Origin of the sequence: Micromonospora sp. M61 (assembly GCF_018070245.1) — a bacterium.
Classification (GTDB): Bacteria; Actinomycetota; Actinomycetes; order Mycobacteriales; family Micromonosporaceae; genus Micromonospora; species Micromonospora zamorensis.
Map to the genome: position 1 here is coordinate 1 of NZ_JAGPYA010000076.1, position 22,591 is coordinate 22,591.

The following is a 22,591-nucleotide window of genomic DNA, read 5'->3' on the forward strand; positions in this document are numbered from 1 at the left end:
GCTGGGTGCCTACCTGGTCGGCCGCGAGGTGCTGCACCGACCGGACGCGCAAGGTCGACTGGCCCTGCCGACCGATGTGCTGCCGTCGCCCGCAGCGGTGGCCGCGGTGGTGCTCGGCCTGCCGGTCTGGGTCAGGAGGTGGGCCAGGTCGGGCGTCGGGGCCAGGTCGGGGGTGGGGGTTGGGGTGGGCAGTGGATCGGCGAAGACGCCCATCTTGCGGGCGGTGGGGCCCAACTGCTCGACCAACCCGTGCAGCTCGGCGACTGCCTCCGGGGCCGGCTGGTAGGGCTGGCCGGTGGCGACGGCGAGGTCCCAGCCGTGCACGGTCAGGTCCAGCAGGGCCATGCCGCCGATGACGGTCTGCGGCATGCCCATGCCCGGTGACACACCCTCCAGGGTGGACGGGTCCGACCAGGCGGCGACCAGGCGACCCGTCTCCGCCTCGAACCGGTCCCGCCAGCCGTCGCCCAGGTGGTCGGGCTTCTCGGCCCACTCCACCGGCCGCTTCACTGCCAACTCCTGAAAGTTGACCACCACCTCGAAGAGGTGGTTGAGCAGATCACGGACCACGTAGTCGCGGCACGGGGTGGGCAGATCGAACTGGTCGTCGGCGATGCCACGCACCACGTCGGCGGTTCGCGGCGCGGCAGCCGCCAGCAGGTCGCTAGTCTGAGTGGTCATAGGGCCAGCGTATGAGGGTGGTCTTGAACAAATGCGACAGCGACCGCGTGGCGACAGCCGGGGGATTCTCGACCCCGGGCGGATGCTGCGCGAGGTGCGCTTCCGTCGGCACCTGCCGGCGGAGCCGCTACGCGGGTGGGTCGAGCACTACTGGTTGATCGACTGGGAGTTGAGCACACCGTTCGAGCAGCGGGTCGTGCCGCACCCGGCGGTCAACGTGGTGTTCCGGCGGGACGGCGACGGGCCCGAGTCCGGCGAGGTGGCCGGGGTGGGCCGCGACCTGTTCCGGATCACGCTGACCGGCACCGGCCGGGTGGGCGGGGTGCAGTTCCGTCCCGGTGGCTTCCACGCGTTCTGGCGCCAGCCGATCAGCGAGCTGACCGGCCGCCGGGTGCCACTTCCCACGGGCCGGCTGGCACGCCCCGACTTCCCGGTGTGCGCGGCATCTGACGACGAGCGTTGCCGCGCCCTCGACGCCCTGCTCACCGCGTGGGACCCAACGCCGGACCCGATGGCCGACGAGGCCATCCGGCTGGCCGAGGCGATCCGCACCGACCGGACGGTGCTGCGGGTCGACGACTTCGCGGCACGGCACGACCTTCCGGTCCGCCGGTTGCAGCGACTCTTCCTGGAGCACGTGGGGGTCGGGCCGAAGTGGGTGATCCGCCGCTACCGGCTCCAGGAGGCTGTCGAGCAGGCCGCCGGTGGCCCACTGAAATGGGCGGCCCTCGCCGCCGACCTCGGTTACAGCGACCAGGCCCACCTGGTTCGCGACTTCACCGCCGTGGCCGGGGTGTCACCCGCCGCGTACGCCCGCTCGGTGCACTGAGGCCGCACCGGCTCAGCGGCGGCGCAGGACGACCACGGCGACGTCGTCCTGGATCTCCGGTGGGGCCAACTCCACCAGCAGCCGGGCGCAGAAGCGGTCCAGGTCGTCGTCGACGGTGGCACAGACCCCGGCGAGCGCTGCCAGCCCCTCGTCGATGGTCGCGTCCCGCCGCTCGATCAGCCCGTCGGTGTAGAACACCAGCGTGGCCCCGGCCGGCACCACGAACTCCAGGTCGTCCGGGCGAGGTGCGCGGACGCCGAGCAGCGGCGCGGAGTGCTGCACGAACTCGACCTTGCCGTCCATGCTGAGCACTGGCGGAAGATGCCCGGCGCTGGCCAGCCGGACCCGCCCGGTCGGTGGGTGCAGCAGCAGCACGCAGAGTGTGGCGATCTCGTTGGGCAGCAGGGTCCGCATCAGCTCGTTGACCCGGTGCAGGATCTCGCCGGGCTGGTGCCCCTCGACCGCGTACGCCCGCACCGCGTGCCGCAGCTCGGCCATCACGGTCGCCGCGTGCAAAGAGTGGCCGGCCACGTCTCCGATCGCCAGCAGCAGGTGCCCGTCGAGCATCACCAGTTCGTAGAAGTCGCCGCCCACCTCGGTCTGTGCGCTGGCCGGCTCGTAGCGCACCGCGAGGTCCAGTCCGGCGACGGTGGGCAGGCCGCGCGGGAGCAGGCTGCGTTGGAGGGTGACCGCGATCCGGTGCTCCTCGTCGAACGAGCGCTGCCCCTCCACGGCCGCCGCCACCGCCTGGGCGAGCTGCTTGAGCACCGGGGTCCGAGCGGTCTGGGTGGCGGTCGGGACCACCACGTACAGCGGGGCCCGGTCCTCGCGCAGCCGGGCGGCGGCGACTGTCACCGTGTCGTCCGTCGGCCACTCGACCAGCGCCCAGCTCTCCGGGGTCTGCACCCGGACCGTGGCGCCGGTCGGCACCCCGGTGTCGTCGACAACCCACGGAACCACAGTGGCCACCGAGCCGGGGCCGGCGCAGATCCCCGCGATGCAGTCACCGTCGAAGGTCTCGGCGATCACCGCCGCCGGGCTCTTGAAGATCTGCGCGGCGCCCTCGGCGGCGGCCTCCAGCAGACGCGCGAAGGTTGGTGCGGCGTGCACCGCCACTGTCGTGTCGGCCAGCCCGAGCAGCCGCTCGGCGAGCAGCTCGGCGCGCTGCCGGGCCTGGTAGTAGCGCAGGACCGCCCGCGTGGTGGCGATCAGCTCTTCCGGCTCGATCGGCTCGGTCAGGTACGCGTCGGCACCCCGGGTCAGCCCCTGGGCACGGTCGGCCACGTCCACGGCGTGCGCCGACACGTGGATCACCGGCATCGCCGGATGCCGGATCTTGATCTGTTCGCAGACCTCGAACCCGCTCAGGTCCGGCAATCGGACGTCGAGGACGACCAGGTCGATGCGGTCCACCTCGACCCGAGCCAGCGCCTCGGCGCCGTTCTCGGCCTCCAGCACAGTGAACCCGGCCCGGGTCAGCCAGCTGACCAGCAGGTAACGCTTGGTACGACTGTCGTCGACGACCAGGATGGTTGCCGGCATGCCGTCCATGCTGTCACGCCCCGCCGGTGGGCAGGGAGACGGTGAATGTGCTGCCCCGGCCCGGCTCGCTGGTCAGCTCCAGCGTCCCGCCGAGCAGTGTCACCAACCGCCGGGCGTACGGCAGGCCGAGGCCGGTGCCGCCGACCCGGGTGGCGCCCGGCACCTGGTAGAACTCCTCGAAGATCCGGTCGTGCAGTTCGGGGGCGATGCCCGGCCCGGTGTCGGTGACCTCGAAGGTCCAACGCTCGCCGTGCTGGCGGGCCCGCAGCCGCACCTCACCGCGCTCGGTGAACTTCAACCCGTTGTGCAGCAGGTTGCGCAGCACCTGGCCGAGCAGCACCTCGTCGGTGCGCAGCAGGCTCGGCGCGGACGGCTCCTCAACCACCAGCTCGACCTCCGGACGGGTGGCGAGCGCACGCATCGTGCCGCGCAGTTGACCGAAGACCGACCGCAGGTCGACGTCCGTCAGGGCCGGCTCGATCCGGCCGGACTCCGCCTTGGCCAGGTCCAGCAACTCGTTGACCAGATTGAGCAGATCCGCCGCCGACGAGCGGATCAGATCGACCTGGCGGCCCTGCTCGTCGGTGAGCGGATCGGAAGCGGAGTCGGTGAGCAGCCGCCCCAACCCGATGATCGCGGTGACCGGTGCGCGCAGCTCGTGGCTCACGTTGGCGAGGAACCGGCTCTTCGACTCGCTCGCCGCACGGAGCTGGGCCGACTTCTCGTCCAGCTCGGCGTAGAGGGCGACGACACCGCGGTTGGTCTCCTCCAACTCCTCGGTGAGCTGGTTGTAGAGCGCCAGCACACCCCGGTTGGTCTCGGCCAGCTCCTCGTTGAGGACGGCCAGCTCGTCGCGCTGGCTGCGCACCTCGTCGAGGGCGGCGATGAGCTGCCCGTTCTGCACTGTCAACTCGTCCAGCGCACTGCCCGGCGCGGTACGACCGAGTTCGGCGCGGAACTCGGCGAGCCGCTCCGGGGTTGGCGTCGGCGCGCTGGCCGGAACTCGTCGGGACATCCTCACGACCGTAACCCCACCGACGGTCGACACGCTCAACGTGTCGACCAGTCGGGACACCGCGCCGGACTGCGGCTGGTAGCGGCCGTCCGGCAGCGGAGCCACCGGGGCCAGGTCGGCGCGCAGGTGGAACCGGCCGTCGACGCCCGCGTCGATGTGGAAGGAGATGTCCGCGCCGCCGGTCGTCCGCAACAGGTCCCGGGCGACCTCGCTGAGCGCGGTGGCGATCCGAACCTGGTCCTGGTGTTCCAGACCGACCACCGCCGCCACCTCGCGGCCCCGCTGGCGGATCACGAAGATGTCCTGCTCGACCCGCAGCGCCATCTGCAACAGCGGCAGCGCGGCCGGCTCGCCGGTCATGTCCAGGACCTCGCGACCAGTACGCAGGCGTCGTCACGTCGCACACCCGCGTCGCGCAGGAGGGTCGCCGCCATGACCAGCGGGGATCGCTCCGCCAGGCCCGGGTAGTCGGCCAACCGCCAACGGTCGACCACCCCGTCGCTGTGCATCACCAGCCGGGCACCCGGAGCGAGTGGGTAGTCGTACTCCCGGATCGTCGGCCGCTGGTGACCGGCGATGCCGGGCAGCGACACCAGCCCTCGCCGGTGACCGTCGCCCTCGACTACGACGCCGGAAATGTTGCCCAGGCCGGCGTAGCGCAGCACACCGGCCGTCGGCGCCAGCTCGGCGACTGCGAGCGCCGCGCCACGGGTGTGCGACATGCTTCGGTGCAGGTGACCGACCACCACCGCCGGCGGGCCGGCCGGGGCGTCCCGGAACGCGGCCAGTGCCGCGTCGGTGGCGGCAGCGGCCAGCGGGCCATGCCCGAGCCCGTCGCTGACCAGCACCTGGTGCCGTCCATCGGCGATCCGGACGGCGTAACCGTCGCCGCTTACCGTCTCGCCGGTCAGTGGCCGGGTGAGGGCGCCGGCCCAGGACGGCTGGGCCGGCTCCGCCGGCCAGACCTGCACGGCGAGGACGGTGCCCTTGCCGGGCAGCGAATATCCGTCGAACCAGCTGGCCTGCCGCACGATGGCACCCAGACCGATGCCGAGGGTGCCGGTGGTGGAGTGCCCGTCCTGGGACGAGACGGTCAGGTCGGCCATGCCGGGCCCGGAGTCGATGGCGATCAGTTCCACACCGGCCTGCCCGGCGCGGCGCACCGGCCGGAGCAGCAGCACGCCCTCGTCGGCGTGCTTGACCAGGTTGCTGGTCAGCTCGGCGGCGACGATGGCCAGGTCGGCGATGCGCGCCGCACCCATTTCGACCTGCGCACCGAGGCGCTCGGCGGCGCGCCGGACGGCGCTCGCCGCACTGCTGGCCTCCACCCGGAACCAGATGCCACTGTCGGTAACCGCCTCGGCGTTCACCGGGACCACTTGGTGACCGTGATCCGCGTGCCGGTTTCCGGAGAGGTCTCGATCTCGAACTCGTCGACCAGCCGGCGGGACCCGCTCAGCCCGAGGCCGAGCCCTCCGCCGCTGGTGTAGCCGTCGGTCATGGCCAGATTCAGGTCGGCGATGCCGGGCCCGGAGTCGGCGAAGACGATCCGGACGCCCTTGCGTCGGCCGTTGTCCACGGTCGTCACCTCGACCGAGCCGCCACCGCCGTACACCAAGGTGTTGCGGGCCAACTCGCTCGCCGCGGTGACCACCTTGGTCTGGTCGACGAGGGACAGCTTGACGGCCACCGCAACGGCGCGAACCAACTGCCGGACGCGCACCACGTCCTCATCGCTCTGGATCGCCTGCGCCTGCGGGTGGCCCAGGTCGATGTCCGCGGTCACGTCGTAGCCGTCTCGGCGTCCGGATCGTCGTCGAGCTGGTCATCGAGCTCGTCGGCGTGGGCGGCCGCGATCAGTTCCATGCCGCGCTCGACGTTCAGCGCGGTACGGATGCCGTTCAGCGACAGCCCCAGTTCGACAAGGGTGATGGCGACGGCTGGGCGCATCCCGACCACCACCGTCTCCGCGTCGAGCACCTTGGAGATCGAGGCGATGGTGGAGAGCATGCGCCCGACGAAGGAGTCGACGATATCCAGCGCGGTGATGTCGATGATGACGCCGTGGCAGCCGGTGTCCACGATCCGCTCGGCGAGATCCTCCTGGAGCTGGACGGCCGTCTGGTCGGACATGTCCAGTTGGATCGAGACGAGCAGGATGTCGCCGATCTTGAGGATCGGAACGCGCTCCATCAGACGCCCCGACGCGGCTGGCGACGGGCGGTTTCCACCCCGCTGAGCCGCAGCACGTGACGCAGCGCGTCGGCGAGGCTCGCCTTGGTGGCGATGTCGCCGAACTCGATGCCGAGCGCGACGATGGTCTGCGCGATCTGCGGGCGGATGCCGGAGATGATGCAGTCGGCACCCATCAGCCGGGCGGCCACCACTGTCTTCAGGATGTGCTGGGCGACCTGGGTGTCCACCGCCGGGACGCCGGTGATGTCGATGATCGCGTACGGGGAGCCGGTGTCGACCAGGGTCTGGAGCAGCCGCTCCATCACCACCTGGGCCCGGGCCGAGTCCAGGGTGCCGACCAGCGGGACGGCGACCACGCCTTCCCAGAGCTTGACCACCGGCGTGGAGAGCTCGAGCAGCTGCTCGGCCTGGTCGGCGATCAGGCTCTCCCGGGTGCGGACGAAGCTCTCGAAGGTGAACAGGCCCATCTCGTCGACCAGCTTGGAGAAGGCGACGAAGTCGTGCAGCGCGGTGGGTCCGCCGGCCTCCTGCACCAGCTCGGCCAGCACGTCCTTGAGCGCGAAGATGCTGATCGTGGTCTCGGTGGCCGAGAAGCCCTGCCGGGCCCGACCACGGGACAGCTCGGAGAGCGCGGCCCGCAACTCGGCCGCGTTCTCGCCGGTCAGGTCGATGTCACCCTGCTCGCCGGTGGCGACGATGGCGTTGTGCAGATCCTGGACCTGACGGCGCAACTCGGCCTGGCTCAGCCGGCCGCGCAACGAACTGGTGACGATCTCGGTCCACCGAGTCGTGACCCGTTCTGCCTGCCCGCTGAGCAGCGCGGCGAGACGGCGACTTTCTTCGGTGCTCAACGCCATTTGGAACCCCCTTGACCTGGACCGGGCGGACTCTATCACCGGGGCCTGATCAACTACTTGCCCCGTAGCAACGGAATGACGACGGCCACCGGATCCCGCCTCCCGTTCTGCGTACGACCCCGGTCGTGGGATACCGTTCCCCCGATAACAGGAGGTCTGGCGAATGTCCTTGACGGTGCACACGGAACAGCGCGGCGACGTGGTCGTCGTGTCGGTGGCGGGCGAGCTGGACATGGCCACCGCACCGCAGCTTCAGGACCAGATCACCGACCTGCTCGACAAGGGCCGTAGCCGGCTGGTGTTCGACCTGGCGGACGTCTCGTTCTGCGACTCGACCGGGTTGTCGGTCTTCGTCCGCGCCAAGAACAGCTGCGACGAGGCTGGCGGCGTGGTCCGGCTGGCCGCACCACAGCGCGGGGTGCTGCGCATCCTCGAGGTGAGCGGGCTGGTCGAGGTGCTGCACACCTACCCCACGGTGGATGAGGCAGTCGCCGGCGAACCGACGTCGGCTTCCTCCTGACCGTTGCGGTCTCACTCGTCCTCGACGTAGCGGGGACGAGCGATCGCCAGGCCCGCCATGGTCTGCACGGCGAGTGCGCCCAGCAGGAACCCGATCGGCGCGGTCCAGCCCCCGGTCACCTCGTAGAGGATGCCGACCATCAGCGGGCCGAGAGCGGCGATCACGTACCCGGTGCTCTGCGCGAACGCGGAGAGCGCGACGGTGCCCTCGGCGGTGCGGGCACGTAGACCGATGGCGGTCAGGATCATCGGGAACGCGCCCTGCCCGATCGCCAGCAGGGCGACCCAGAGCAGCGCGGCGCGGTTCGGCGCGAGGGCCAGACCCAGGTAGGCCAGCGTCGACGCGGTGGTCAGCCCGAGCACCAGCGGGCGGAGGCTCCCCAGTCGGCCGGCCAGGGTGGGCATCACCAGCGCGATCGGCACGCCGAGCGCTGTCACCCCGGCGAGCAGCAGCCCGGCCGACTCCGGCTGGTAGCCGGCGTCGCGGAACAACTGGGCCAGCCAGCCCATGATCGCGTACCCGCTGAGCGACTGCGCCCCGAAGTAGACGGCCATCGCCCAGCCGAGCCGGGTGCGCGCCGGCCGAACCCGCACCGGCGCTGCGGCGACCGCCGTCGGGGTCGCCCGCCGCGCGCCCGCCCGGGTTCGCAGCGCCAGCGGCACCCACGGGAGTACGGCCACCGCGGCCATCGCGGCCCAGACGCCGAGCCCGGCCCGCCACGACCCGAAGGCGTGCGCGATCGGCACCGCGGAGGCGGCGGCCACCGTCGTGCCCACTGTCAACGCCATCGTGTACGCGCCGGTGACCAGGCCGGTGCGGTGCGGGAAGTGCTGCTTGACGAGCATCGGCAGCAGGATGTTGGCGACCGCGATGCCGGACAGCGCGAGCGCGCTGGTGAGCACGAACACCAAGGTCGAGTCGGTGATGACCCGGAGCACCTGACCGACGGCGAGGGCGAGCATGGCGACCACCAGCACCCGGGCCGGCGCCACCCGGCGGACCAGCCACGGGGTGAGCGCGCCGAGGCCGGCGAACGCGATGGTCGGCAGGGTGGTGACCAGACCGGCGGTGGCGCCGGAGAGGCCCAGCCCGTCGCGGACCTCGTCGAGCAGCGCGCCGAGGCTCGTCACCACGGCCCGCAGGTTGAGCGCGACCAGCAGCATCCCGACCAGCACGAGCGCGCCACCGGTCGCCGGGTGCGTCCGTCGACCCGTGTCCGGGTCCCGCGTCGGGCGGGCGGTGACGGGAGCGGGCGGCGCCGGAGCGGCGGTTGGTGGCGGGGTCATGGCCTCTAACCTACAATCATGGGATGAATTTGGGACCGGTGATGTAACCAGTGCCACCGTCGGTTGATTTCCCCTCCGCCCCGCCGGTGCCGCCCCACGGCCAGCCCGCCGTGCCGCCTCGCGGCCACCGCGTCCGGCAGACGACCGAGCAGCTCCGCGCCCGGATCCTGGGCGGTGAGTGGCCGGTCGGCGGGCGCATCCCCACCGAGCCACAGCTCGTCGCCGCGCTGGGCGTGGGGCGCAACACGGTCCGCGAGGCGGTCCGAGCCCTGGTGCACGCCGGGGTGCTGGAGTGCCGGCAGGGCTCCGGCACGTACGTGGTGTCCACCGACGAGCTGGCACCCGTGGTGGCCCGCCGCCTCGGCGACGACCGGATGACCGAGGTCATCGAGGTGCGCCGGGCCTTCGAGGTGGAGGCCGCCCGGCTCGCCGCGCTGAGGCGTACACCGGAGGACCTGGCGGCGCTCGACGGCGCGCTCGCCGAGCGCGAGGCCGCCTGGCACGGCGGCCGGGTCGACGCGTTCGTCGAGGCCGACGCGGCGCTGCACACGGCGGTGGTCGCCGCCGCGCACAACGCCATGCTCGCCGAGCTGTACGCCTCGGTCGGCACCGCCCTGCGGAGCACGGTCGCCGAGGCGATGGGAGGCGCGCTCACCCCCGAGCGCTACGTCGACCACACCCGACTGGTCGAGGCGATCCGGGCCGGCGATCCCAGCCGGGCCGCGCTCGAAGCCGGCGCTTTTCTGGAACCCGCCGAACGGGCATAGGTTGTGCCGGACAGAAAAGCGGACACTTCAGGAGTACGAATGCTCAAGGGCTTCAAAGACTTCATCATGCGCGGCAACGTCGTCGACCTGGCGGTCGGCATCGTGATCGGTGCCGCGTTCACCGGCGTGGTCACCCAGCTCACCAAGTCGTTCCTCGAACCACTGATCAAGGCACTCGGCGGGGGCACTGGCCTGTCGGCCGGGAGGTGGGAGATCACCAAGGGCAACTACATGGACTGGGCGGGGTTCATCAACGCCCTGATCACGTTCCTGCTCACCGCCGCGGTGCTCTACTTCTTCGTGGTGTTCCCCATGAACAAGCTTGCCGAGCGTCGGCAGCGGGGCGAGGAGCCGCCGCCGGCGGCGCCGAGCGAGGAGGTCAAGCTGCTCACCGAGATCCGGGACGCGCTGGTCTCCGCCGGTCACACCACCCCCGGCCAGCAGCGCGGGGCACTGGACGACGTGCTGGGCCGCCGGACCGAACCCCCGGCACCGCGCTGACCTGAACGAGATGCACATCGGCCCCTGCGGGATTCCCGCAGGGGCCGCATCTTCTCGTACGTGTGTTCGATAGAGTCCCGCCATGGAGCAGCGAAAGCACTGGTGGAACGGGAAGTGGGGGCGGCTGGCCCGGCGGGACGTCTTCCTGCGGGTGGACGCCGACCGGTGGCACGTCGAGCAGCGGGCCGGCGGCGCGGAGGGCATCTCCCGGTTCTACGAGTACGGCAGTGCGGACGAGGCCGAGGACACCGTCCGGGCGCTTCTCGACGGCCCGGACACCTGGCGGGAGCTGTCTCCACGCCCGCCGGGCAGTTGGACCCTCCCGAACAGCTGAGCAACCGGCCGCGGTCCGTCGTCCCCCGCCACCGCCGCAGGACCTGGCGGCGGGTCGGGCGGTGACGGCGTTTAGCGGCGTATCGCCCTGGGAACCGCGGTGGGATGGACCAGCAGGACGAGCAGCAGGCGACCATCTCGCGGATCACCACCGGGATGCCGGTGATCGACTCAGCCGGCACCGAGGTCGGGACCGTGGACCTCGTCCAGCGGGGCGACCCCAACGCGGTGACCGTCCAGACATCGACCGCCGACCCGGGCAGCAGCCTGGACGAGCTGATCGAGGCGACCGCCGTCGAGGAGCCGGACGTCCCGGCCGACCTGGCGGCGCGGCTGCTGCACAGCGGCTACCTGAAGGTCTCGACCGAGTTGACCCGCACGGGCGCGGTGTACGTGCCGGCCGACCGGATCGGGTCGGTGGCCGACGGCCGGGTCCTCCTCGCCGTGGGTGTGGCCGACCTGCCGCCAGAGGAGTAGCCGCACCACCCTGATCGACTCGGGTTCAAGGAAATCGGGGCGTCCGGAGCCTTAGGACACCCCGATTTCATGAACCCCGAGTGGATCTTTCCGGCGCAGCGAACGCGGGCTGGTCCGGCGCTGCGAGCGCGGGTTGCCCCAGCGCAGCGGAGGCGGGCTGCTCCGGCGCAGCGGGGCCGGGCTGGTCCGGCCCGTCGGCGGGCGGGCGGCGGCGGAAGAGCAGCAGCATCAGGCAGCCCGCGACCAAACCCCAGAACGCGCCGCCCACACCGATCAGCGTCACCCCGGAGGCGGTCACCACGAAGGTGACCACTGCGGCCTCCCTGGTCTCCGGGTCGGTCACCGCCGAGGCGAGCGCGGTCGCGAGGGCGCCCAGCAGGGCCAGCCCGGCGACCGCCTCGATGAGGATGGGTGGGGCGACCGCGACCAGTGCGGTGCCCACGCCGGCACCCAACCCGAGCAGGGCCAACCCGACGCCGGCGGTGACCGAGGCGACCCACCGGCGCTCCGGGTCGGGGTGCGCGTCGGGGCCGGCGGCGAGCGCGGCGGTGATCGCCGCGAGGTTCACGGCGTGCCCACCGGCCGGGGCGGCGAGCAGGCTGGCCAGGCCGGTGGCCCGCAACGCGGCGCCGAACGGCGGCCGGTAGCCGTAGCCGACCAGCACGGCCATGCCGGGTACGTTCTGCGCGGCCATGGTGACCAGGAACAGCGGGAGGGCCAGGCCGACCAGCGCGGACACGTTCCAGGCCGGCGCGGTCAGCGTGACCGACGGGACCAGCGCGGCACCGGTCAGACCGGCCGGCGGGGTGGTCAGCGCGATCGCCGCCACCGCCACGACCAGCGCGCCGGGCACCGCCCAGCGGCGGGCGAACCGGTGCAGGAGCAGCCAGCCGACCACCACCGGCCCGGCCACCAGGGGCAGCTCGACCAGCGCGCGGACCGGGGCGGTGCACAGCGGCAACAGCACCCCGGCGAGCATCGCGCCGGCCACCGGCTTGGGGATGGCGGCCACCGCGCGGCCGAGTGGTGGGAACAGCCCGGCCGCGACGATCAACGCACCGGAGACGAGGAAGGCGCCCACCGCGACCGGCCATCCGCCCAGGGGCGGCCCGGTCGCGACCAGCAGCGCGGCACCTGGCGTGGACCAGGCCACGCTCATCGGTATCCGGTGTCGCCAGCCCAGCCAGGCGGCGGCGAGCCCGCACGCCACGCAGAGGGCCAGCAGACCGGAGGCGGCCTGCGCGTCCGACGCGCCGGCCGCACGGAGCCCGGCCAGCACGACGGTGAACGAGCTGGCGAAGCCGACCAGCGCGGTGACCACGCCGGCCAGCACCGGTTGCACACGTCCGGCCATCCCCACCCTCCCCCGGCCGTTCCGTTTACGGAACGACAGCGTGTAGGACGATAGCCGGGTGCCGCACCCACCACCAGCCCGTCGCCCGAACCTCGATGTCGACCCCGCCGTCGTCGGTCGCCGGGTCCGCGCGCTGCGCGAGGAGCGGGGGATCTCGCTGTCCGCACTCGCCCGACTCGCCGGCGTCGGGAAGGCCACCCTCTCCGGCCTGGAGCACGGCACCCGCAACCCGACCCTGGAGACGCTCTGGGCGGTCACCGTGCAACTCGGCGTACCGCTGACCGGTGTGCTGGCCGAGCCGTCCGACGAGCCCACAGTGCACGGCACCGCGGTCAGCGCCACGCTGCTGGAGGTCTTCACCGACACCGACGCGACCTACGAGCTGTACCGGATGCGGGTCGCACCCGGGCCCGGGCAGCTCTCCCCCGCCCACCAGGCAGGCGTCACCGAACACGTCACCGTCTTCGCCGGGGTGCTGCGCGCAGGCCCGGCCGACGCGCCGCTGACCGCCTCGGCCGGTGGTCACCTCCGCTGGGTGTCGGACGTGCCGCACACGTACGCGGCGGTGGGTGACGAGGAGGTCGCCGCCAGCCTGCTGCTGCGCTATCCGCGCCGCTGACCGCCTCAGTCCACAGGGGCGGGCACCGGCGGCCGGCGGCGTACCGCCCAGAGCGCCACCTCGGTCCGCGACGCCGAGCCGGTCTTGCGCAACAGGTTCGACACGTGCACGGTGACCGTGCGCACCGAGATGCCGAGCGCCTTCGCGACCTGCTTGTTCGACATCCCGTCGACCAGGCAGCCCAGCACCTCGACCTCCCGGGCGGTCAACTCCGGGTCGATCGCCGCCACCGGGTCGACCGTCGCCATCGGTTCGACCGGTGGGCGCGGCTCGGGCAGTCGCCTGAGCAACGCCTCAGGCCCGTCTCCGGCGTGCGCGGCCAGCAACTCGGTCAGCGCGTACGGGTTGCCGCCGGTGCACCGCCACAGCGAGGCGACCAGCCGGTCGGACGGGTCGCAGCCCTCGTACACCTGGGTGAGGACCTCGGCGACCTCGGCCTGGCGCAGCGGGCCGAGGTGCTGACGGACGGCTCCCCGGACCCCACTGAGCCGGGCGAGCGCACGACGGGTCAGCTCCGGCGCCACCGCGTCGGCGGCCGGCCGGCTGGCCACCACCAGCAGGGCGGGCAGCTCGGCCACGGTGGCCAGTTCGCCGATCAGGTTGACGCTGGCCGGGTCGAGCGCGTGCAGGTCCTCCACCACGAGAACGGCCGGGCCGGCGCCGACCAACAACTGGACGGTACGCACGGCGAGTCGCAGCAGGGTGCCGGGCGCGTACCGCTCCCGGGGTGCGGTGGGCTGCTGGGCCAACCACGCCAGCGCGTCCGACGGCAGGGCGAGTCGACCGGTGTCGCGCCCGGTGAGCACGGCGGCCAACCAGTCGTACGGGGCCGGGCCGTGCACCCGGGCGGCCCCGGAGAGGATCATCGCGGGACGAGGCGTGAGGGCGTCCACAGCGGCGGCGACCAGCAGACTCTTGCCCACTCCCGCCACGCCGGTGATCACCGCGACGGTCGGCGCCGAGCGGCTGGCCGCCGACACGACGGACCACGCGCGGTCGAGCTCGGCGAGCTCGCCGGCGCGTCCGACCATGGACACCGGCATCATTTCTCAACCCTACGCAGTAGTGCGTAGAGACGAAGGCAGGGTCTTCTTGGCAAGCTTGACCCCATGACGCTGATCCTCCGCTCGGTCATCCTCAACGACATCGGCTTGGTGCGCACCAACAACGAGGACTCCGCCCTCGCCGGTGACCGCCTGATCGCCGTCGCCGACGGCATGGGCGGGCTGCCCGCGGGCGAGGTGGCGAGCGAGATCGTGATCCGGATCCTGGACGAGCTGGCCCCGCCCACCGAGCCCGACGCCGCCGCCGACGCCCTGCGTGCCGTGGTCAGCACCGCCAACCAGCGCATCCACGCCGCCATCACCGTCGACCCGACCCGTGACGGGATGGGCACGACGCTCACCGCGGCGCTGCTGGCCGGGGAGACGCTGGTGCTGGCCCAGGTCGGCGACTCCCGCTGCTACCTGCTGCGCGACGCGGAGCTGACCCAGCTCACCCGGGACGACACCTTCGTGCAGGCGCTGGTCGACCAGGGCACGCTCTCCCCCGACCAGGCCCGCCACCACCCGCAGCGGTCCCTGGTGACCCGGGCCGTGCAGGGTGCCGACACTCCACCGGCGATCGGGGTGCTCACAGTGGTCCCCGGCGACCGACTGCTGCTGTGCAGCGACGGGCTCTCCGACTATGTCGAGGACGAGGCCATCGCGGCGGCGCTGGGCATGTACGCCGACCGCCAGCAGTGCGGTGAGCAGTTGGTGAAGCTCGCGCACCACGCCGGCGCACCGGACAACGTGACAGTCGTCGTCTCCGACGTCGTCGCCCGCTGACCTCGCCGGACCTGTTCGACGGTTTCGCGGAACCGGCCGGACCGGATCCGGTCGACCCAGTAGGTAGTTGTGCCATCTAGGTTGCGCCGCTACTGTCCGACGCGTGGATTCCGACCGGCGCGGGCAGTGGCTGCGGGGGGTGCTCGACATCTGCGTGCTGGCCCTGCTGTCCGAGGGCGAGTCCTACGGCTACCAGCTCGCCCAGGCGCTCGACGCCGCGGGCGTCGGGCCCATCCAGGGCGGCACGCTCTATCCCGTGCTGCTGCGCCTGCAGAAGACCGGCCTGGTGACCGCGCAGTGGCGGGAGGGCAGCGCCGGGCCGGCCCGCAAGTACTACCGGCTCACCGACGACGGGTACGCGGCACTCCGCGCGGGCGGCAGCGCCTGGCTCACCTTCGTCCAGCCGGTGAACGACATCGTCACGAAGGGGGTCACCCGGTGAACGCCGACGATTGGCTGCGAACGCTCACGGCCGAGCTGCACCAGCGCCGGGTCGCGGCGGACGCCGCCCGGCACGTGGTCGCCGAGGCGGCCACCCACCTACGCGAGGGTGGTGGCGACCCCTGGGTCGTCTTCGGTCCACCCCAGCAGTACGCGGGCGCCGTCGTGGAGAGCATCGGCACCGCGCCCGGACCGCGCCCCGGGCCGGTGCGGCTGCACGCGGCGGGCATCACCAAGCGGTACGGGCGGCGAACGGTGCTGCACGACGCCACGCTGACCGTCCGGGCCGGACAGATCGCCGCCGTCATCGGCGCGAACGGCTGCGGCAAGAGCACCTTCCTGCGGATCTGCGCCGGACTGATCTCACCCGACGCCGGTGAGGTGACCGTCTCCGGGCGGCTCGGCTACTGCCCACAGTCCGGCGGCACCGCCGACTTCCTGCTCCCCGACGAGCACTTCGTGCTGGTCGGTGCCGGTCAGGGCGTGGCCCGGGGTCCCGCCCGCCGGGCCGGCCGGTCCGCAGCACGCCAGCTCGGTTGGGAGGCGGGCGGGGACGTGCAGGCCCGCCACCTGTCCGGCGGCACCCGGCAGAAGCTCAACCTGACCATGTCCACGCTCAGCGCCCCGGACGTGCTGCTGCTCGACGAGCCGTACCAGGGCTTCGACCAGGGCACCTACGTCAACTTCTGGGACCAGCTCAGCCGACTGCGCGACGGCGGCGCGGCGATCGTCGTGGTGACCCACCTGCTCAACCAACTCGACCGGGTGGACATCGTGCTCGACCTGACACCTGCACAGGAAGCCGGGTGGCACGCCCCCGGCGTCCAGGGAGGCCACCCGTGAACCGGCTCCTGACCGTCGCCGAGATGACACTGCGGGAGCTGCTGCGGCGTCGGGGCGTACTCCTGCTGTTGTTGTTGATGCCGTTGACCTTCTACCTGATCCGGCGGGACGCCTACCTCGGGCAGTCGGTCCGGTCGCTGCTCCTCGGCGTGGGTTGGGCGGTGAGCACCGCCGCGCTGTTCGCCACCACAGCGGCTCGCGAGTTGGAGCCGAGGCTGCGGCTGGCCGGCTACCGTCCACATCACCTCTACCTCGGTCGGGTGCTGGGCCTGTGGACGGTGGGGCTGGTCATCTCCGTGCCGTTCTTCCTGCTCCCCATGATCGACGGCGCGGACCTGCGGTACGGCGGCCTGGCCGCCGCGCTGCTCTGCTCCGTCGCGGTGGCGGCGCCGTTCGGGATGCTGATCGGCGCGCTGCTGCCCCGCGAGATGGAGGGGACGCTGCTGCTGCTCACCGTGGTCACGGTGCAGATGTTGATCGACCCGGCCGGGTCCGGGGCGAAGTTGACGCCGTTCTGGTCGACCCGGGAGATCGCCACCTGGGCGGTGGACCACACCGACCAGGGCTACCTCTCGCGTGGCGTGCTGCACGGGCTCGCGGTGACCGTCCTGCTGGTCGTCGGTGTGGCCGCCGTGGTCAGCGTCCGCCTGCGCCGCCGCCGGCACCTGCGGCACCTGCCGGTCGGATGACCGGTGTGCCGGCCGGCGTCGAGCGCCGTGCCGGTGGCACGGATCCCGCCAATCGGGTTGCTGCGACCTGTACGGCAGGCTGAGATGGGCGAATGACCATCCGCCGGGTGACCGCCGACGACCGTCTCACCACCAGCTTCCCGCTGGCCGCGTACGCCTTCGAGTCCTCGCCGCTCAGTGCGGCCCGGATCGACGAGTTCCGCGACTACCTGCCCTACCAGGAGGGCAACCGGACGCTGATCGCCGAGGAGAGCGGCGCAACACTGGCCGCCGTGTCGGCCATTCCGATGCGGCAGAACCTGCGCGGGGTGGTGCTGCCGATGGCCGGTGTCGCCGGGGTGGCGACCCACCCGCTGGCCCGCCGGCAGGGGCACGTCCGGACGCTGCTGCACCAACTCCTCGACGAGATGCGCGACGAGGGGCACTCGCTCAGCGCGCTCTATCCGTTCCGTCCCAGCTTCTACGCCCGGTTCGGCTACACGGGGCTGCCCAAGCCGCGCCGGGTCACCTTCACCCCGGCCAACCTGGGGTCACTGCTCCGGGTGGACCTGCCCGGCGAGGTGAGTTGGGAACGCATCGCCGCCGGCTATCCGGCGTGGCGGGCCTTCACCGAGCGCAACCTCCAGGAACGACACGGCTTCTCGATCTTCCCGGACTACCGGGCGGTCGGGATGCGCGACCGGGACGAATACTGGCTGATCACCGCCCGGGTGGCCGGCGAGGTCACCGGCGCGGTGACGTACCGGATCGACGAGCACGGCGGCACGTTGCACGGCAACGAGCTGCTGGTCGCCGACCCGCTCGCGCGGGCGCTGCTGTTGCAGTTCTTCGCCCGGCACGTCGACCAGATCGACCGGATCACCGTCCAGGTCCCGCCCGACGAGTTGCCGGAGCTGTGGCTGACCGACCTGGACGTGCACGTCGAGGCGCGGACGGCAGTGCCGGGTGCGTCGGCTCCGATGGCCAGGCTGCTGTCGCTGGACGCGTTGCGTGGGCTGCCCGCCGGCCCCGGCCGGGTACGGGTCGAGCTGACCGGGGACCGATGGCTCGCCGGCACGCACCTGCTGGACGGCACGACCGGCGCGCTGGAGCTGGTCGGCGACACCGCCGACCGCACGCCGACCGCCACCCTCACCGCGGCCGGGCTCTCCGCCCTCGCGTACGGGGTGCTGGACCCGGCCGAGCTGCCGTTGCGCGGTCTGGGTGAGGTGCCGGTGGACGCCGCCGCGGAGCTGCGCGGCATCTTCCCCCGTCGGGTGCCGTATCTCTTCGCCGACTTCTGAGCCTTCCTCACGACCGGGTTTGTCGCCCCGGCGGGCGTGGGTAGGGTCCCGCGAATGCCGGAGTGGTTACAGGCGGGTGGGTGGGGGCTGCTGGCCGGGTCGGCTCTGCTGGTCGGGGCGGCGGTCGGCTGGTTCGCCCGGGTGCCGCAGCGCGTCACCGCGTCGATCATGGCGTTCGGGGCGGGGGTGCTGCTCTCCGCCGTGTCGTTCGAGTTGATCGCCGAGGCACACGAGCAGGGCGGTCTGCTGCCCACCGCGCTCGGCGCTGCCGGCGGAGCGGTCGTCTACACACTGGCCAACGTGGCTCTCGCCCGGCACGGCGCCCGGCACCGGAAGCGGTCCGGCGACCAGCAGCCCTCCGAGAACGAGCAGCCCGGCTCCGGGTCGGCGATCGCCGTGGGCGCGCTGCTCGACGGCATACCGGAATCGGTGGTGATCGGCGCGAGCCTGCTCAGTGGTGGCACGGTCAGCCTGGTCACGGTCGCCGCGGTCTTCCTCAGCAATGTGCCGGAGGGCCTGTCCAGCGCGGCCGGCATGCGTCAGGCCGGCCGGACCCGGCGGTACGTCTTCCTGCTCTGGACCGGGATCGCCCTGATCAGCGGGGTGGCGGCGCTGCTCGGCAACACGTTGCTGGGTGGCGCCCCGCCGGAGGTGCTGGCCGGGATCACCGCACTGGCCGCCGGCGCGATCCTCGCGATGATCACCGACACCATGGTCCCCGAGGCGTTCGAGGACGCGCACCTGCTCGTCGGTCTGGTCACGGTCGCCGGCTTCCTGACCGCGTTCGCCCTGTCCCACAGCTGACCACCGGACACACGCCACGAGCGGCGCGAGGGCGGGCGGCGCGGCGGTCTGCAGGCGGGCGGCGGCGGTGGGCGGTGGGCGGCGACGGTGGGCGCGTGGCTTAGCGGTGCATTAAACCGGCCCGGCAGATTCGTCGTGATGCCGTCGCGGCTCCTAGCATCACGGGGTGCGCATGACGTCGCTTGCCGCTCTGGTCGTCCTCGGTGTCGCCGCCGCAACCCTGCCCGCCTGCGCGCCCAACGATCCGGCCCCCGCCTTCGAGGCCGGCTCGTCCGCTTCGCCGACAGCCCTGCCGACCGCCGGCCAGGGCGAAGCGCCGGAGGCCCGCGACGGCCTCGGTGGCCCAGGGGCCAGCGCGAGCCCGAAGCCCGCCGAGAAGGTCCTCGCGGCCGGCAACCCGAACGGCAGGGCCAGCGTGCCGGCGGAGGCCCGGGCGGTGGACACCTCGAAGCCGACCCGGACCGTCGGCACCGGCACCCCGGCGAGCTGCACCTCCGCCGCGGTCGTGAAGGCCGTCGCGGCCGGCGGTGTCATCACGTTCAACTGCGGGCCGGCCCCGGTGACGATCAAGATGACCGCCACCGCGAAGGTCCGCAACGCCAACGGGCCGAAGGTAGTGCTGGACGGCGGCGGCACTGTCACGCTGAGCGGCCAGGGCCAGCGCCGCATCCTCTACATGAACACCTGCGACGAGGCCCAGGGCTTCACCACCTCGCACTGCCAGAACCAGGACCACCCGCAGCTCACCGTGCAGAACCTGACGTTCGCCGACGGCAACTCCACCGGCGACAAGGCCGAGGGCGGCGGCGGTGGGGCGATCTTCGTCCGCGGTGGGCGGTTCAAGGTGGTCAACTCGCGCTTCGTCCGCAACCGCTGCGACCGCACCGGCCCCGACCTGGGCGGCGCGGCCATCCGGGTGCTCAGCCAGCATGAGAACAAGCCGGTGTACGTGGTGGGCAGCACCTTCGGCGGCGGTTCCTGCTCCAACGGGGGCGCGCTGAGCAGCATCGGTGTGTCCTGGGTGGTGCTCAACAGCGTGCTCAGCCACAACGAGGCGATCGGCAGCGGCGCCAACCCGGCCAAGTCCGGCACGCCGGGCGGCGGCAGCGGTGGCGCGATCTACTGCGACGGCAACGACTTCACCGTACGGATCGCCGGCACGATCATCGAGAACAACAAGGCCAACGAGGGCGGCGGTGCGGTCTTCTTCGTGAGCAACAACCGCACCGGCACGATGAAGATCGAAAACTCGACCCTGCGCCGCAACCCCAGCGGCAAGTTCGAGACCCGCGGCTTCCCCGGCATCTTCTTCCTGGGTGCCCAGAACCCGACGGTAACGGCATCCAAACTGAGCTGACCCAGCCTGCGGTCCGGCGCGGCCCGGCGCCTGCGCGCGGGCTCGGCCTGCGCGCCCGCCTCGGTGATCAAGAGGTTTCGGTCACCGGAGCCGCATTTCCTGACCGAAATCTCTTGATCACCCGGGCCTGCCGGCGGGTTGGGGTCAGTAGGGGTTTCCCTGGCCTGGGGGGCGGGCTTCGAGCAGGGCTGCGGGGCGGCCCGGCAGGTCCCGTGCGCCGGACATCGGCGGGCTTCCCGTGTGGGCGCCGTCGGCCATTCCCGCGAAGAGTTCCTTGAGCGCCGTGAGCGCGCTGATGGTGGGCTGCCAGCCCAGCTCGGTCTCCGCCCGCTCGCTGGACATCAGCGGGGCGTTCAGACCCAGCTCCACCCAGCCCGCATCGACCGGCTGCAGCCGCGCGCGCCAGGTCAGCGCCGCCGCCACCCGCAGCACCGGTGCGGCGACCGGCACCGTCCAACCGTGGAAGTGCCGGGCCACCAGCTCCGGGGTCAGCACGGGGTCCGCGGCGAGGTTGAAGGCGCCGCGCGCATCACCCAACACCGCCCGGGCGTACGCATCGGCCACGTCATCGGCGTGCACCGCCTGCATCCGCAACCGGCGGTTGGTCGGCACCAGCGGGATCCGGCCGAAGCGCAGCAGCCGCACCGGCGCCAACGGGCCGAGAAAGTAGCGGGTGATCTCCGTGCCCGCGGCCCGCTGGAAGATCAACCCGGGTCGCATCCGCACCACCCGCAACGCCGGGTGTTCGCGCTCCACCCCGTCCAGCAGCCCCTCCACCTCGGCCTTGTGCTCGCTGTACGACGAGCCGGGCACGCCTGTGGCTGGCCACCGCTCACTGATCGGGTGGTCCTTCGGGCCGGACGCGTAGACGCCGACCGACGACGCGTACACCAGAGCCGGCACACCGGCCCGGACCACCGCGTCGATCACCGCCCGACTGCCGTCGACGTTGGTCCTCCGCAGCACCCGCTGGTCGTGGCTGGGCTGGATCTGCCAGGCCAGGTGCACCACCGCGTCCGCACCGGCGAACACCTCGGCGAGCTGCCCCGCCGCGCCCGGCGCGCCGATGTCGCAGGAGTGCCACTCCACCTGGTCGTACGGCTCGCCGGCATCCGGGCCGGGCAACCGCCGGGCAACCCCGGCCAGCTCCACGCCCCGCTCCCGGCGCAGCCGCCGCAGCAGCGCCGTACCGACGTTGCCGCTAGCCCCCACCACCACGATCCGCATGCCCGACCCCGTACCCGCCCAGCAGCAGCTCAACCGCCCACCCACGCGGTTGGCGCGCCCGGCGCGCCCGGCGTGCGTGGCGTGCGTGGCGGTCTTGATCCACTCGGCTTCCTGAAAGTCGCGGTATCCCGGCGGGCACGACAGCCCGACTTCCGGAAACCCGAGTCGATCAAGGGCGAGGAGAGTCGCGGACCCAGCCGTGCTTCTCCGTCCCCCGCCGGCCGGTGGTAGCGGCCAGGCAACGTGGGCAGATCCAGCCCACCGCGTCAGCCTCCGTGAGCACGTCGGTGCCCGAGTAGTCGAAGCGCACATGCGGGAAACGACGCAGCCGGGTCCGGCTCAGAGCGAGGCCGCACACGGTCTGGTTCTGACCGGGCCGCCAGGCATGCACCTCGCCACCCGGCTGGCGTACGCCGTCCGGCCCGATCTCCTCGCCCGACGCCGCCACGGCCGGGATGCTGCTCGCCCTCATGCCCATCCCGGTTCCCCGCCCGCCCACACCCATGCGTCGCCTGATCAACCTCACCGGCCTCTCGATGACCGGGTGGTGATCAGGCACGGCGAGCGCCGGCTGACGGCAGGCATCGACGGCCGGCCGGAAGCCGAGAGTCGCCGGCGCTCACCGTCGGGTAACCTGAGCGCGCGGGCCGCTAGCTCAATGGCAGAGCTGTGGACTTTTAATCCATAGGTTCAGGGTTCGAGTCCCTGGCGGCCCACTCCGTTCCAGCTCAGCGGCCCTCTCTGGGGCCGCTGTTGGTGTCATTCGGGCCGCTACAGGAGCGAAGTACAGCAGTCGACTCTCGCCGGTCCGACTCTTGCCGAGCCGCTGCTCATCTCGCACGCCAACTACCGGCAGAGTGAGCCGATCAGCTCTTCGAAGCCGGGGAACTCTTCCCGCGCTGCGGTAATGACCTCATCCGCCGACCTGCGATGCGATGGTGCCCAGCGTTGGGCGATCTCGGCAAGGCGCTCATCCGTGCGCGGCTCATGTTCATGATCGGGATAGGCCGTTGCTTCCCATGGACCGAAGCCGTCGGCGAGAAGCCACAGGTAGACCCACAAGTTCTGCGCCACGACTCCCGTTTCGCCCTCCGAACCGAGAAACACCACCGGCTGCTGCTCGATCGGCGTGAACGCTCCG

Annotated in this window: 27 protein-coding genes and 1 tRNA gene; 15 read left to right on the plus strand and 13 right to left on the minus strand. The window is 72.2% G+C overall.

Annotation, left to right across the window (positions count from 1 at the left end; all coding sequences use genetic code 11):
• Positions 1-9 precede the first annotated feature (9 nt).
• A complete protein-coding gene (locus KBX34_RS29440; RefSeq protein WP_210928230.1) occupies positions 10-681 on the minus strand; it encodes a TIGR03086 family metal-binding protein in 672 nt (223 codons plus the stop codon).
• Positions 682-712: 31 nt separating this feature from the next.
• On the opposite strand from KBX34_RS29440, the gene KBX34_RS29445 reads away from it, so the two are divergent.
• Positions 713-1,510, plus strand: coding sequence for an AraC family transcriptional regulator (locus KBX34_RS29445; RefSeq protein ID WP_210928232.1), 798 nt, complete (start codon positions 713-715; stop codon positions 1,508-1,510).
• 12 nt (positions 1,511-1,522) lie between these two features.
• On the opposite strand, the gene KBX34_RS29450 is transcribed toward KBX34_RS29445, so the two are convergent.
• From KBX34_RS29450 to KBX34_RS29475, 6 genes are read right to left on the minus strand one after another with little or no spacing between them, the layout of a single operon-like run.
• Entirely contained in the window at positions 1,523-3,061 is a 1,539-nt protein-coding gene (locus KBX34_RS29450; protein WP_210928233.1) for a SpoIIE family protein phosphatase, read from the minus strand.
• A gap of 4 nt (positions 3,062-3,065) precedes the next feature.
• Complete coding sequence (locus KBX34_RS29455) at positions 3,066-4,427, minus strand: sensor histidine kinase (RefSeq protein WP_210792022.1); 1,362 nt, start codon at positions 4,425-4,427, stop codon at positions 3,066-3,068.
• Positions 4,424-5,446: a SpoIIE family protein phosphatase gene (locus tag KBX34_RS29460; RefSeq protein ID WP_374223731.1), complete on the minus strand. Its 1,023-nt coding sequence runs from the start codon at positions 5,444-5,446 to the stop codon at positions 4,424-4,426. The genes KBX34_RS29455 and KBX34_RS29460 overlap by 4 nt, the downstream gene beginning before the upstream one ends.
• Entirely contained in the window at positions 5,434-5,853 is a 420-nt protein-coding gene (locus KBX34_RS29465) for an anti-sigma regulatory factor (RefSeq protein WP_088951057.1), read from the minus strand. The genes KBX34_RS29460 and KBX34_RS29465 overlap by 13 nt, the downstream gene beginning before the upstream one ends.
• Positions 5,850-6,260 (minus strand): STAS domain-containing protein, encoded by a 411-nt coding sequence (locus KBX34_RS29470; RefSeq protein WP_088951056.1) that lies wholly within the window; start codon positions 6,258-6,260, stop codon positions 5,850-5,852. Before KBX34_RS29470 ends, KBX34_RS29465 begins: the two co-directional genes overlap by 4 nt.
• Positions 6,260-7,120: an STAS domain-containing protein gene (locus KBX34_RS29475; protein ID WP_088951055.1), complete on the minus strand. Its 861-nt coding sequence runs from the start codon at positions 7,118-7,120 to the stop codon at positions 6,260-6,262. The genes KBX34_RS29470 and KBX34_RS29475 overlap by 1 nt, the downstream gene beginning before the upstream one ends.
• 163 nt (positions 7,121-7,283) lie before the next feature.
• Between KBX34_RS29475 and KBX34_RS29480 the strand changes: the two genes are divergently transcribed.
• A complete protein-coding gene (locus KBX34_RS29480; RefSeq protein ID WP_099849804.1) occupies positions 7,284-7,640 on the plus strand; it encodes an STAS domain-containing protein in 357 nt (118 codons plus the stop codon).
• 11 nt (positions 7,641-7,651) lie between these two features.
• On the opposite strand, the gene KBX34_RS29485 is transcribed toward KBX34_RS29480, so the two are convergent.
• A complete protein-coding gene (locus tag KBX34_RS29485; protein WP_210792021.1) occupies positions 7,652-8,926 on the minus strand; it encodes an MFS transporter in 1,275 nt (424 codons plus the stop codon).
• Between the two features lie 86 nt (positions 8,927-9,012).
• On the opposite strand from KBX34_RS29485, the gene KBX34_RS29490 reads away from it, so the two are divergent.
• The 4 genes from KBX34_RS29490 (at position 9,013) to KBX34_RS29505 (ending at position 11,004) form a co-directional block, all read left to right on the plus strand.
• Positions 9,013-9,693 (plus strand): FadR/GntR family transcriptional regulator, encoded by a 681-nt coding sequence (locus tag KBX34_RS29490; RefSeq protein ID WP_210928266.1) that lies wholly within the window; start codon positions 9,013-9,015, stop codon positions 9,691-9,693.
• A gap of 39 nt (positions 9,694-9,732) precedes the next feature.
• Positions 9,733-10,194, plus strand: a complete 462-nt coding sequence (gene mscL / locus KBX34_RS29495) for a large conductance mechanosensitive channel protein MscL (protein ID WP_088951052.1) — start codon at positions 9,733-9,735, stop codon at positions 10,192-10,194.
• Between the two features lie 82 nt (positions 10,195-10,276).
• Positions 10,277-10,528, plus strand: a complete 252-nt coding sequence (locus KBX34_RS29500; RefSeq protein ID WP_088951051.1) for a hypothetical protein — start codon at positions 10,277-10,279, stop codon at positions 10,526-10,528.
• Between the two features lie 104 nt (positions 10,529-10,632).
• Positions 10,633-11,004: a hypothetical protein gene (locus KBX34_RS29505; RefSeq protein ID WP_088951050.1), complete on the plus strand. Its 372-nt coding sequence runs from the start codon at positions 10,633-10,635 to the stop codon at positions 11,002-11,004.
• Between the two features lie 67 nt (positions 11,005-11,071).
• Here KBX34_RS29505 and KBX34_RS29510 read toward each other — a convergent pair whose 3' ends face one another.
• Positions 11,072-12,358, minus strand: a complete 1,287-nt coding sequence (locus KBX34_RS29510) for a benzoate/H(+) symporter BenE family transporter (protein WP_210928236.1) — start codon at positions 12,356-12,358, stop codon at positions 11,072-11,074.
• A 58-nt stretch (positions 12,359-12,416) separates the two neighbouring features.
• Here KBX34_RS29510 and KBX34_RS29515 point away from each other — a divergent pair, with 58 nt between their 5' ends.
• Complete coding sequence (locus KBX34_RS29515; protein ID WP_088951048.1) at positions 12,417-12,977, plus strand: XRE family transcriptional regulator; 561 nt, start codon at positions 12,417-12,419, stop codon at positions 12,975-12,977.
• Between the two features lie 5 nt (positions 12,978-12,982).
• Here the strand turns inward: KBX34_RS29515 and KBX34_RS29520 are convergent, their stop codons facing one another.
• Complete coding sequence (locus KBX34_RS29520; RefSeq protein WP_210928238.1) at positions 12,983-14,023, minus strand: response regulator transcription factor; 1,041 nt, start codon at positions 14,021-14,023, stop codon at positions 12,983-12,985.
• 63 nt (positions 14,024-14,086) lie between these two features.
• Between KBX34_RS29520 and KBX34_RS29525 the strand changes: the two genes are divergently transcribed.
• The 7 genes from KBX34_RS29525 to KBX34_RS29555 all read left to right on the plus strand — a co-directional run bounded on the left by KBX34_RS29525 (position 14,087) and on the right by KBX34_RS29555 (position 20,223).
• Positions 14,087-14,806: a PP2C family serine/threonine-protein phosphatase gene (locus KBX34_RS29525; RefSeq protein ID WP_099849794.1), complete on the plus strand. Its 720-nt coding sequence runs from the start codon at positions 14,087-14,089 to the stop codon at positions 14,804-14,806.
• 103 nt (positions 14,807-14,909) lie between these two features.
• On the plus strand, positions 14,910-15,248 hold the full coding sequence (locus KBX34_RS29530; protein WP_099849791.1) for a PadR family transcriptional regulator: 339 nt from the start codon (positions 14,910-14,912) through the stop codon (positions 15,246-15,248).
• Positions 15,245-16,090, plus strand: coding sequence for an ATP-binding cassette domain-containing protein (locus KBX34_RS29535; RefSeq protein ID WP_210928239.1), 846 nt, complete (start codon positions 15,245-15,247; stop codon positions 16,088-16,090). Before KBX34_RS29530 ends, KBX34_RS29535 begins: the two co-directional genes overlap by 4 nt.
• A complete protein-coding gene (locus tag KBX34_RS29540; RefSeq protein ID WP_179781707.1) occupies positions 16,087-16,779 on the plus strand; it encodes a hypothetical protein in 693 nt (230 codons plus the stop codon). Before KBX34_RS29535 ends, KBX34_RS29540 begins: the two co-directional genes overlap by 4 nt.
• A 92-nt stretch (positions 16,780-16,871) precedes the next feature.
• Positions 16,872-18,062: an enhanced intracellular survival protein Eis gene (eis, locus tag KBX34_RS29545; RefSeq protein WP_210928242.1), complete on the plus strand. Its 1,191-nt coding sequence runs from the start codon at positions 16,872-16,874 to the stop codon at positions 18,060-18,062.
• Between the two features lie 54 nt (positions 18,063-18,116).
• Positions 18,117-18,866, plus strand: coding sequence for a ZIP family metal transporter (locus KBX34_RS29550; RefSeq protein ID WP_141912282.1), 750 nt, complete (start codon positions 18,117-18,119; stop codon positions 18,864-18,866).
• A 172-nt stretch (positions 18,867-19,038) separates the two neighbouring features.
• Entirely contained in the window at positions 19,039-20,223 is a 1,185-nt protein-coding gene (locus tag KBX34_RS29555; RefSeq protein WP_210928268.1) for a hypothetical protein, read from the plus strand.
• 144 nt (positions 20,224-20,367) lie between these two features.
• Here the strand turns inward: KBX34_RS29555 and KBX34_RS29560 are convergent, their stop codons facing one another.
• Together KBX34_RS29560 and KBX34_RS29565 are read right to left on the minus strand one after the other, a co-directional pair.
• Positions 20,368-21,450, minus strand: a complete 1,083-nt coding sequence (locus KBX34_RS29560; RefSeq protein ID WP_210928243.1) for an NAD-dependent epimerase/dehydratase family protein — start codon at positions 21,448-21,450, stop codon at positions 20,368-20,370.
• 169 nt (positions 21,451-21,619) lie between these two features.
• A complete protein-coding gene (locus KBX34_RS29565) occupies positions 21,620-21,922 on the minus strand; it encodes a hypothetical protein (protein ID WP_099856895.1) in 303 nt (100 codons plus the stop codon).
• A 172-nt stretch (positions 21,923-22,094) separates the two neighbouring features.
• Between KBX34_RS29565 and KBX34_RS29570 the strand changes: the two genes are divergently transcribed.
• Positions 22,095-22,166 (plus strand) — tRNA-Lys (locus KBX34_RS29570).
• Between the two features lie 130 nt (positions 22,167-22,296).
• Here KBX34_RS29570 and KBX34_RS29575 read toward each other — a convergent pair.
• Positions 22,297-22,560, minus strand: coding sequence for a hypothetical protein (locus tag KBX34_RS29575; protein WP_210928245.1), 264 nt, complete (start codon positions 22,558-22,560; stop codon positions 22,297-22,299).
• Positions 22,561-22,591: the final 31 nt, after the last annotated feature.

Excerpts from the sequence above, each read along its gene's own strand:
- KBX34_RS29440 (WP_210928230.1), bottom strand. The coding sequence starts at position 681 with ATGACCACTCAGACTAGCGACCTGCTGGCGGCTGCCGCGCCGCGAACC.
- KBX34_RS29445 (WP_210928232.1), top strand. The coding sequence starts at position 713 with ATGCGACAGCGACCGCGTGGCGACAGCCGGGGGATTCTCGACCCCGGG.
- KBX34_RS29450 (WP_210928233.1), bottom strand. The coding sequence starts at position 3,061 with ATGGACGGCATGCCGGCAACCATCCTGGTCGTCGACGACAGTCGTACC.
- KBX34_RS29455 (WP_210792022.1), bottom strand. The coding sequence starts at position 4,427 with ATGACCGGCGAGCCGGCCGCGCTGCCGCTGTTGCAGATGGCGCTGCGG.
- KBX34_RS29470 (WP_088951056.1), bottom strand. The coding sequence starts at position 6,260 with ATGGAGCGCGTTCCGATCCTCAAGATCGGCGACATCCTGCTCGTCTCG.
- KBX34_RS29475 (WP_088951055.1), bottom strand. The coding sequence starts at position 7,120 with ATGGCGTTGAGCACCGAAGAAAGTCGCCGTCTCGCCGCGCTGCTCAGC.
- KBX34_RS29480 (WP_099849804.1), top strand. The coding sequence starts at position 7,284 with ATGTCCTTGACGGTGCACACGGAACAGCGCGGCGACGTGGTCGTCGTG.
- KBX34_RS29485 (WP_210792021.1), bottom strand. The coding sequence starts at position 8,926 with ATGACCCCGCCACCAACCGCCGCTCCGGCGCCGCCCGCTCCCGTCACC.
- mscL (WP_088951052.1), top strand. The coding sequence starts at position 9,733 with ATGCTCAAGGGCTTCAAAGACTTCATCATGCGCGGCAACGTCGTCGAC.
- KBX34_RS29500 (WP_088951051.1), top strand. The coding sequence starts at position 10,277 with ATGGAGCAGCGAAAGCACTGGTGGAACGGGAAGTGGGGGCGGCTGGCC.
- KBX34_RS29505 (WP_088951050.1), top strand. The coding sequence starts at position 10,633 with ATGGACCAGCAGGACGAGCAGCAGGCGACCATCTCGCGGATCACCACC.
- KBX34_RS29510 (WP_210928236.1), bottom strand. The coding sequence starts at position 12,358 with ATGGCCGGACGTGTGCAACCGGTGCTGGCCGGCGTGGTCACCGCGCTG.
- KBX34_RS29520 (WP_210928238.1), bottom strand. The coding sequence starts at position 14,023 with ATGATGCCGGTGTCCATGGTCGGACGCGCCGGCGAGCTCGCCGAGCTC.
- KBX34_RS29525 (WP_099849794.1), top strand. The coding sequence starts at position 14,087 with ATGACGCTGATCCTCCGCTCGGTCATCCTCAACGACATCGGCTTGGTG.
- eis (WP_210928242.1), top strand. The coding sequence starts at position 16,872 with ATGACCATCCGCCGGGTGACCGCCGACGACCGTCTCACCACCAGCTTC.
- KBX34_RS29550 (WP_141912282.1), top strand. The coding sequence starts at position 18,117 with ATGCCGGAGTGGTTACAGGCGGGTGGGTGGGGGCTGCTGGCCGGGTCG.
- KBX34_RS29555 (WP_210928268.1), top strand. The coding sequence starts at position 19,039 with ATGACGTCGCTTGCCGCTCTGGTCGTCCTCGGTGTCGCCGCCGCAACC.
- KBX34_RS29560 (WP_210928243.1), bottom strand. The coding sequence starts at position 21,450 with ATGCGGATCGTGGTGGTGGGGGCTAGCGGCAACGTCGGTACGGCGCTG.
- KBX34_RS29565 (WP_099856895.1), bottom strand. The coding sequence starts at position 21,922 with ATGAGGGCGAGCAGCATCCCGGCCGTGGCGGCGTCGGGCGAGGAGATC.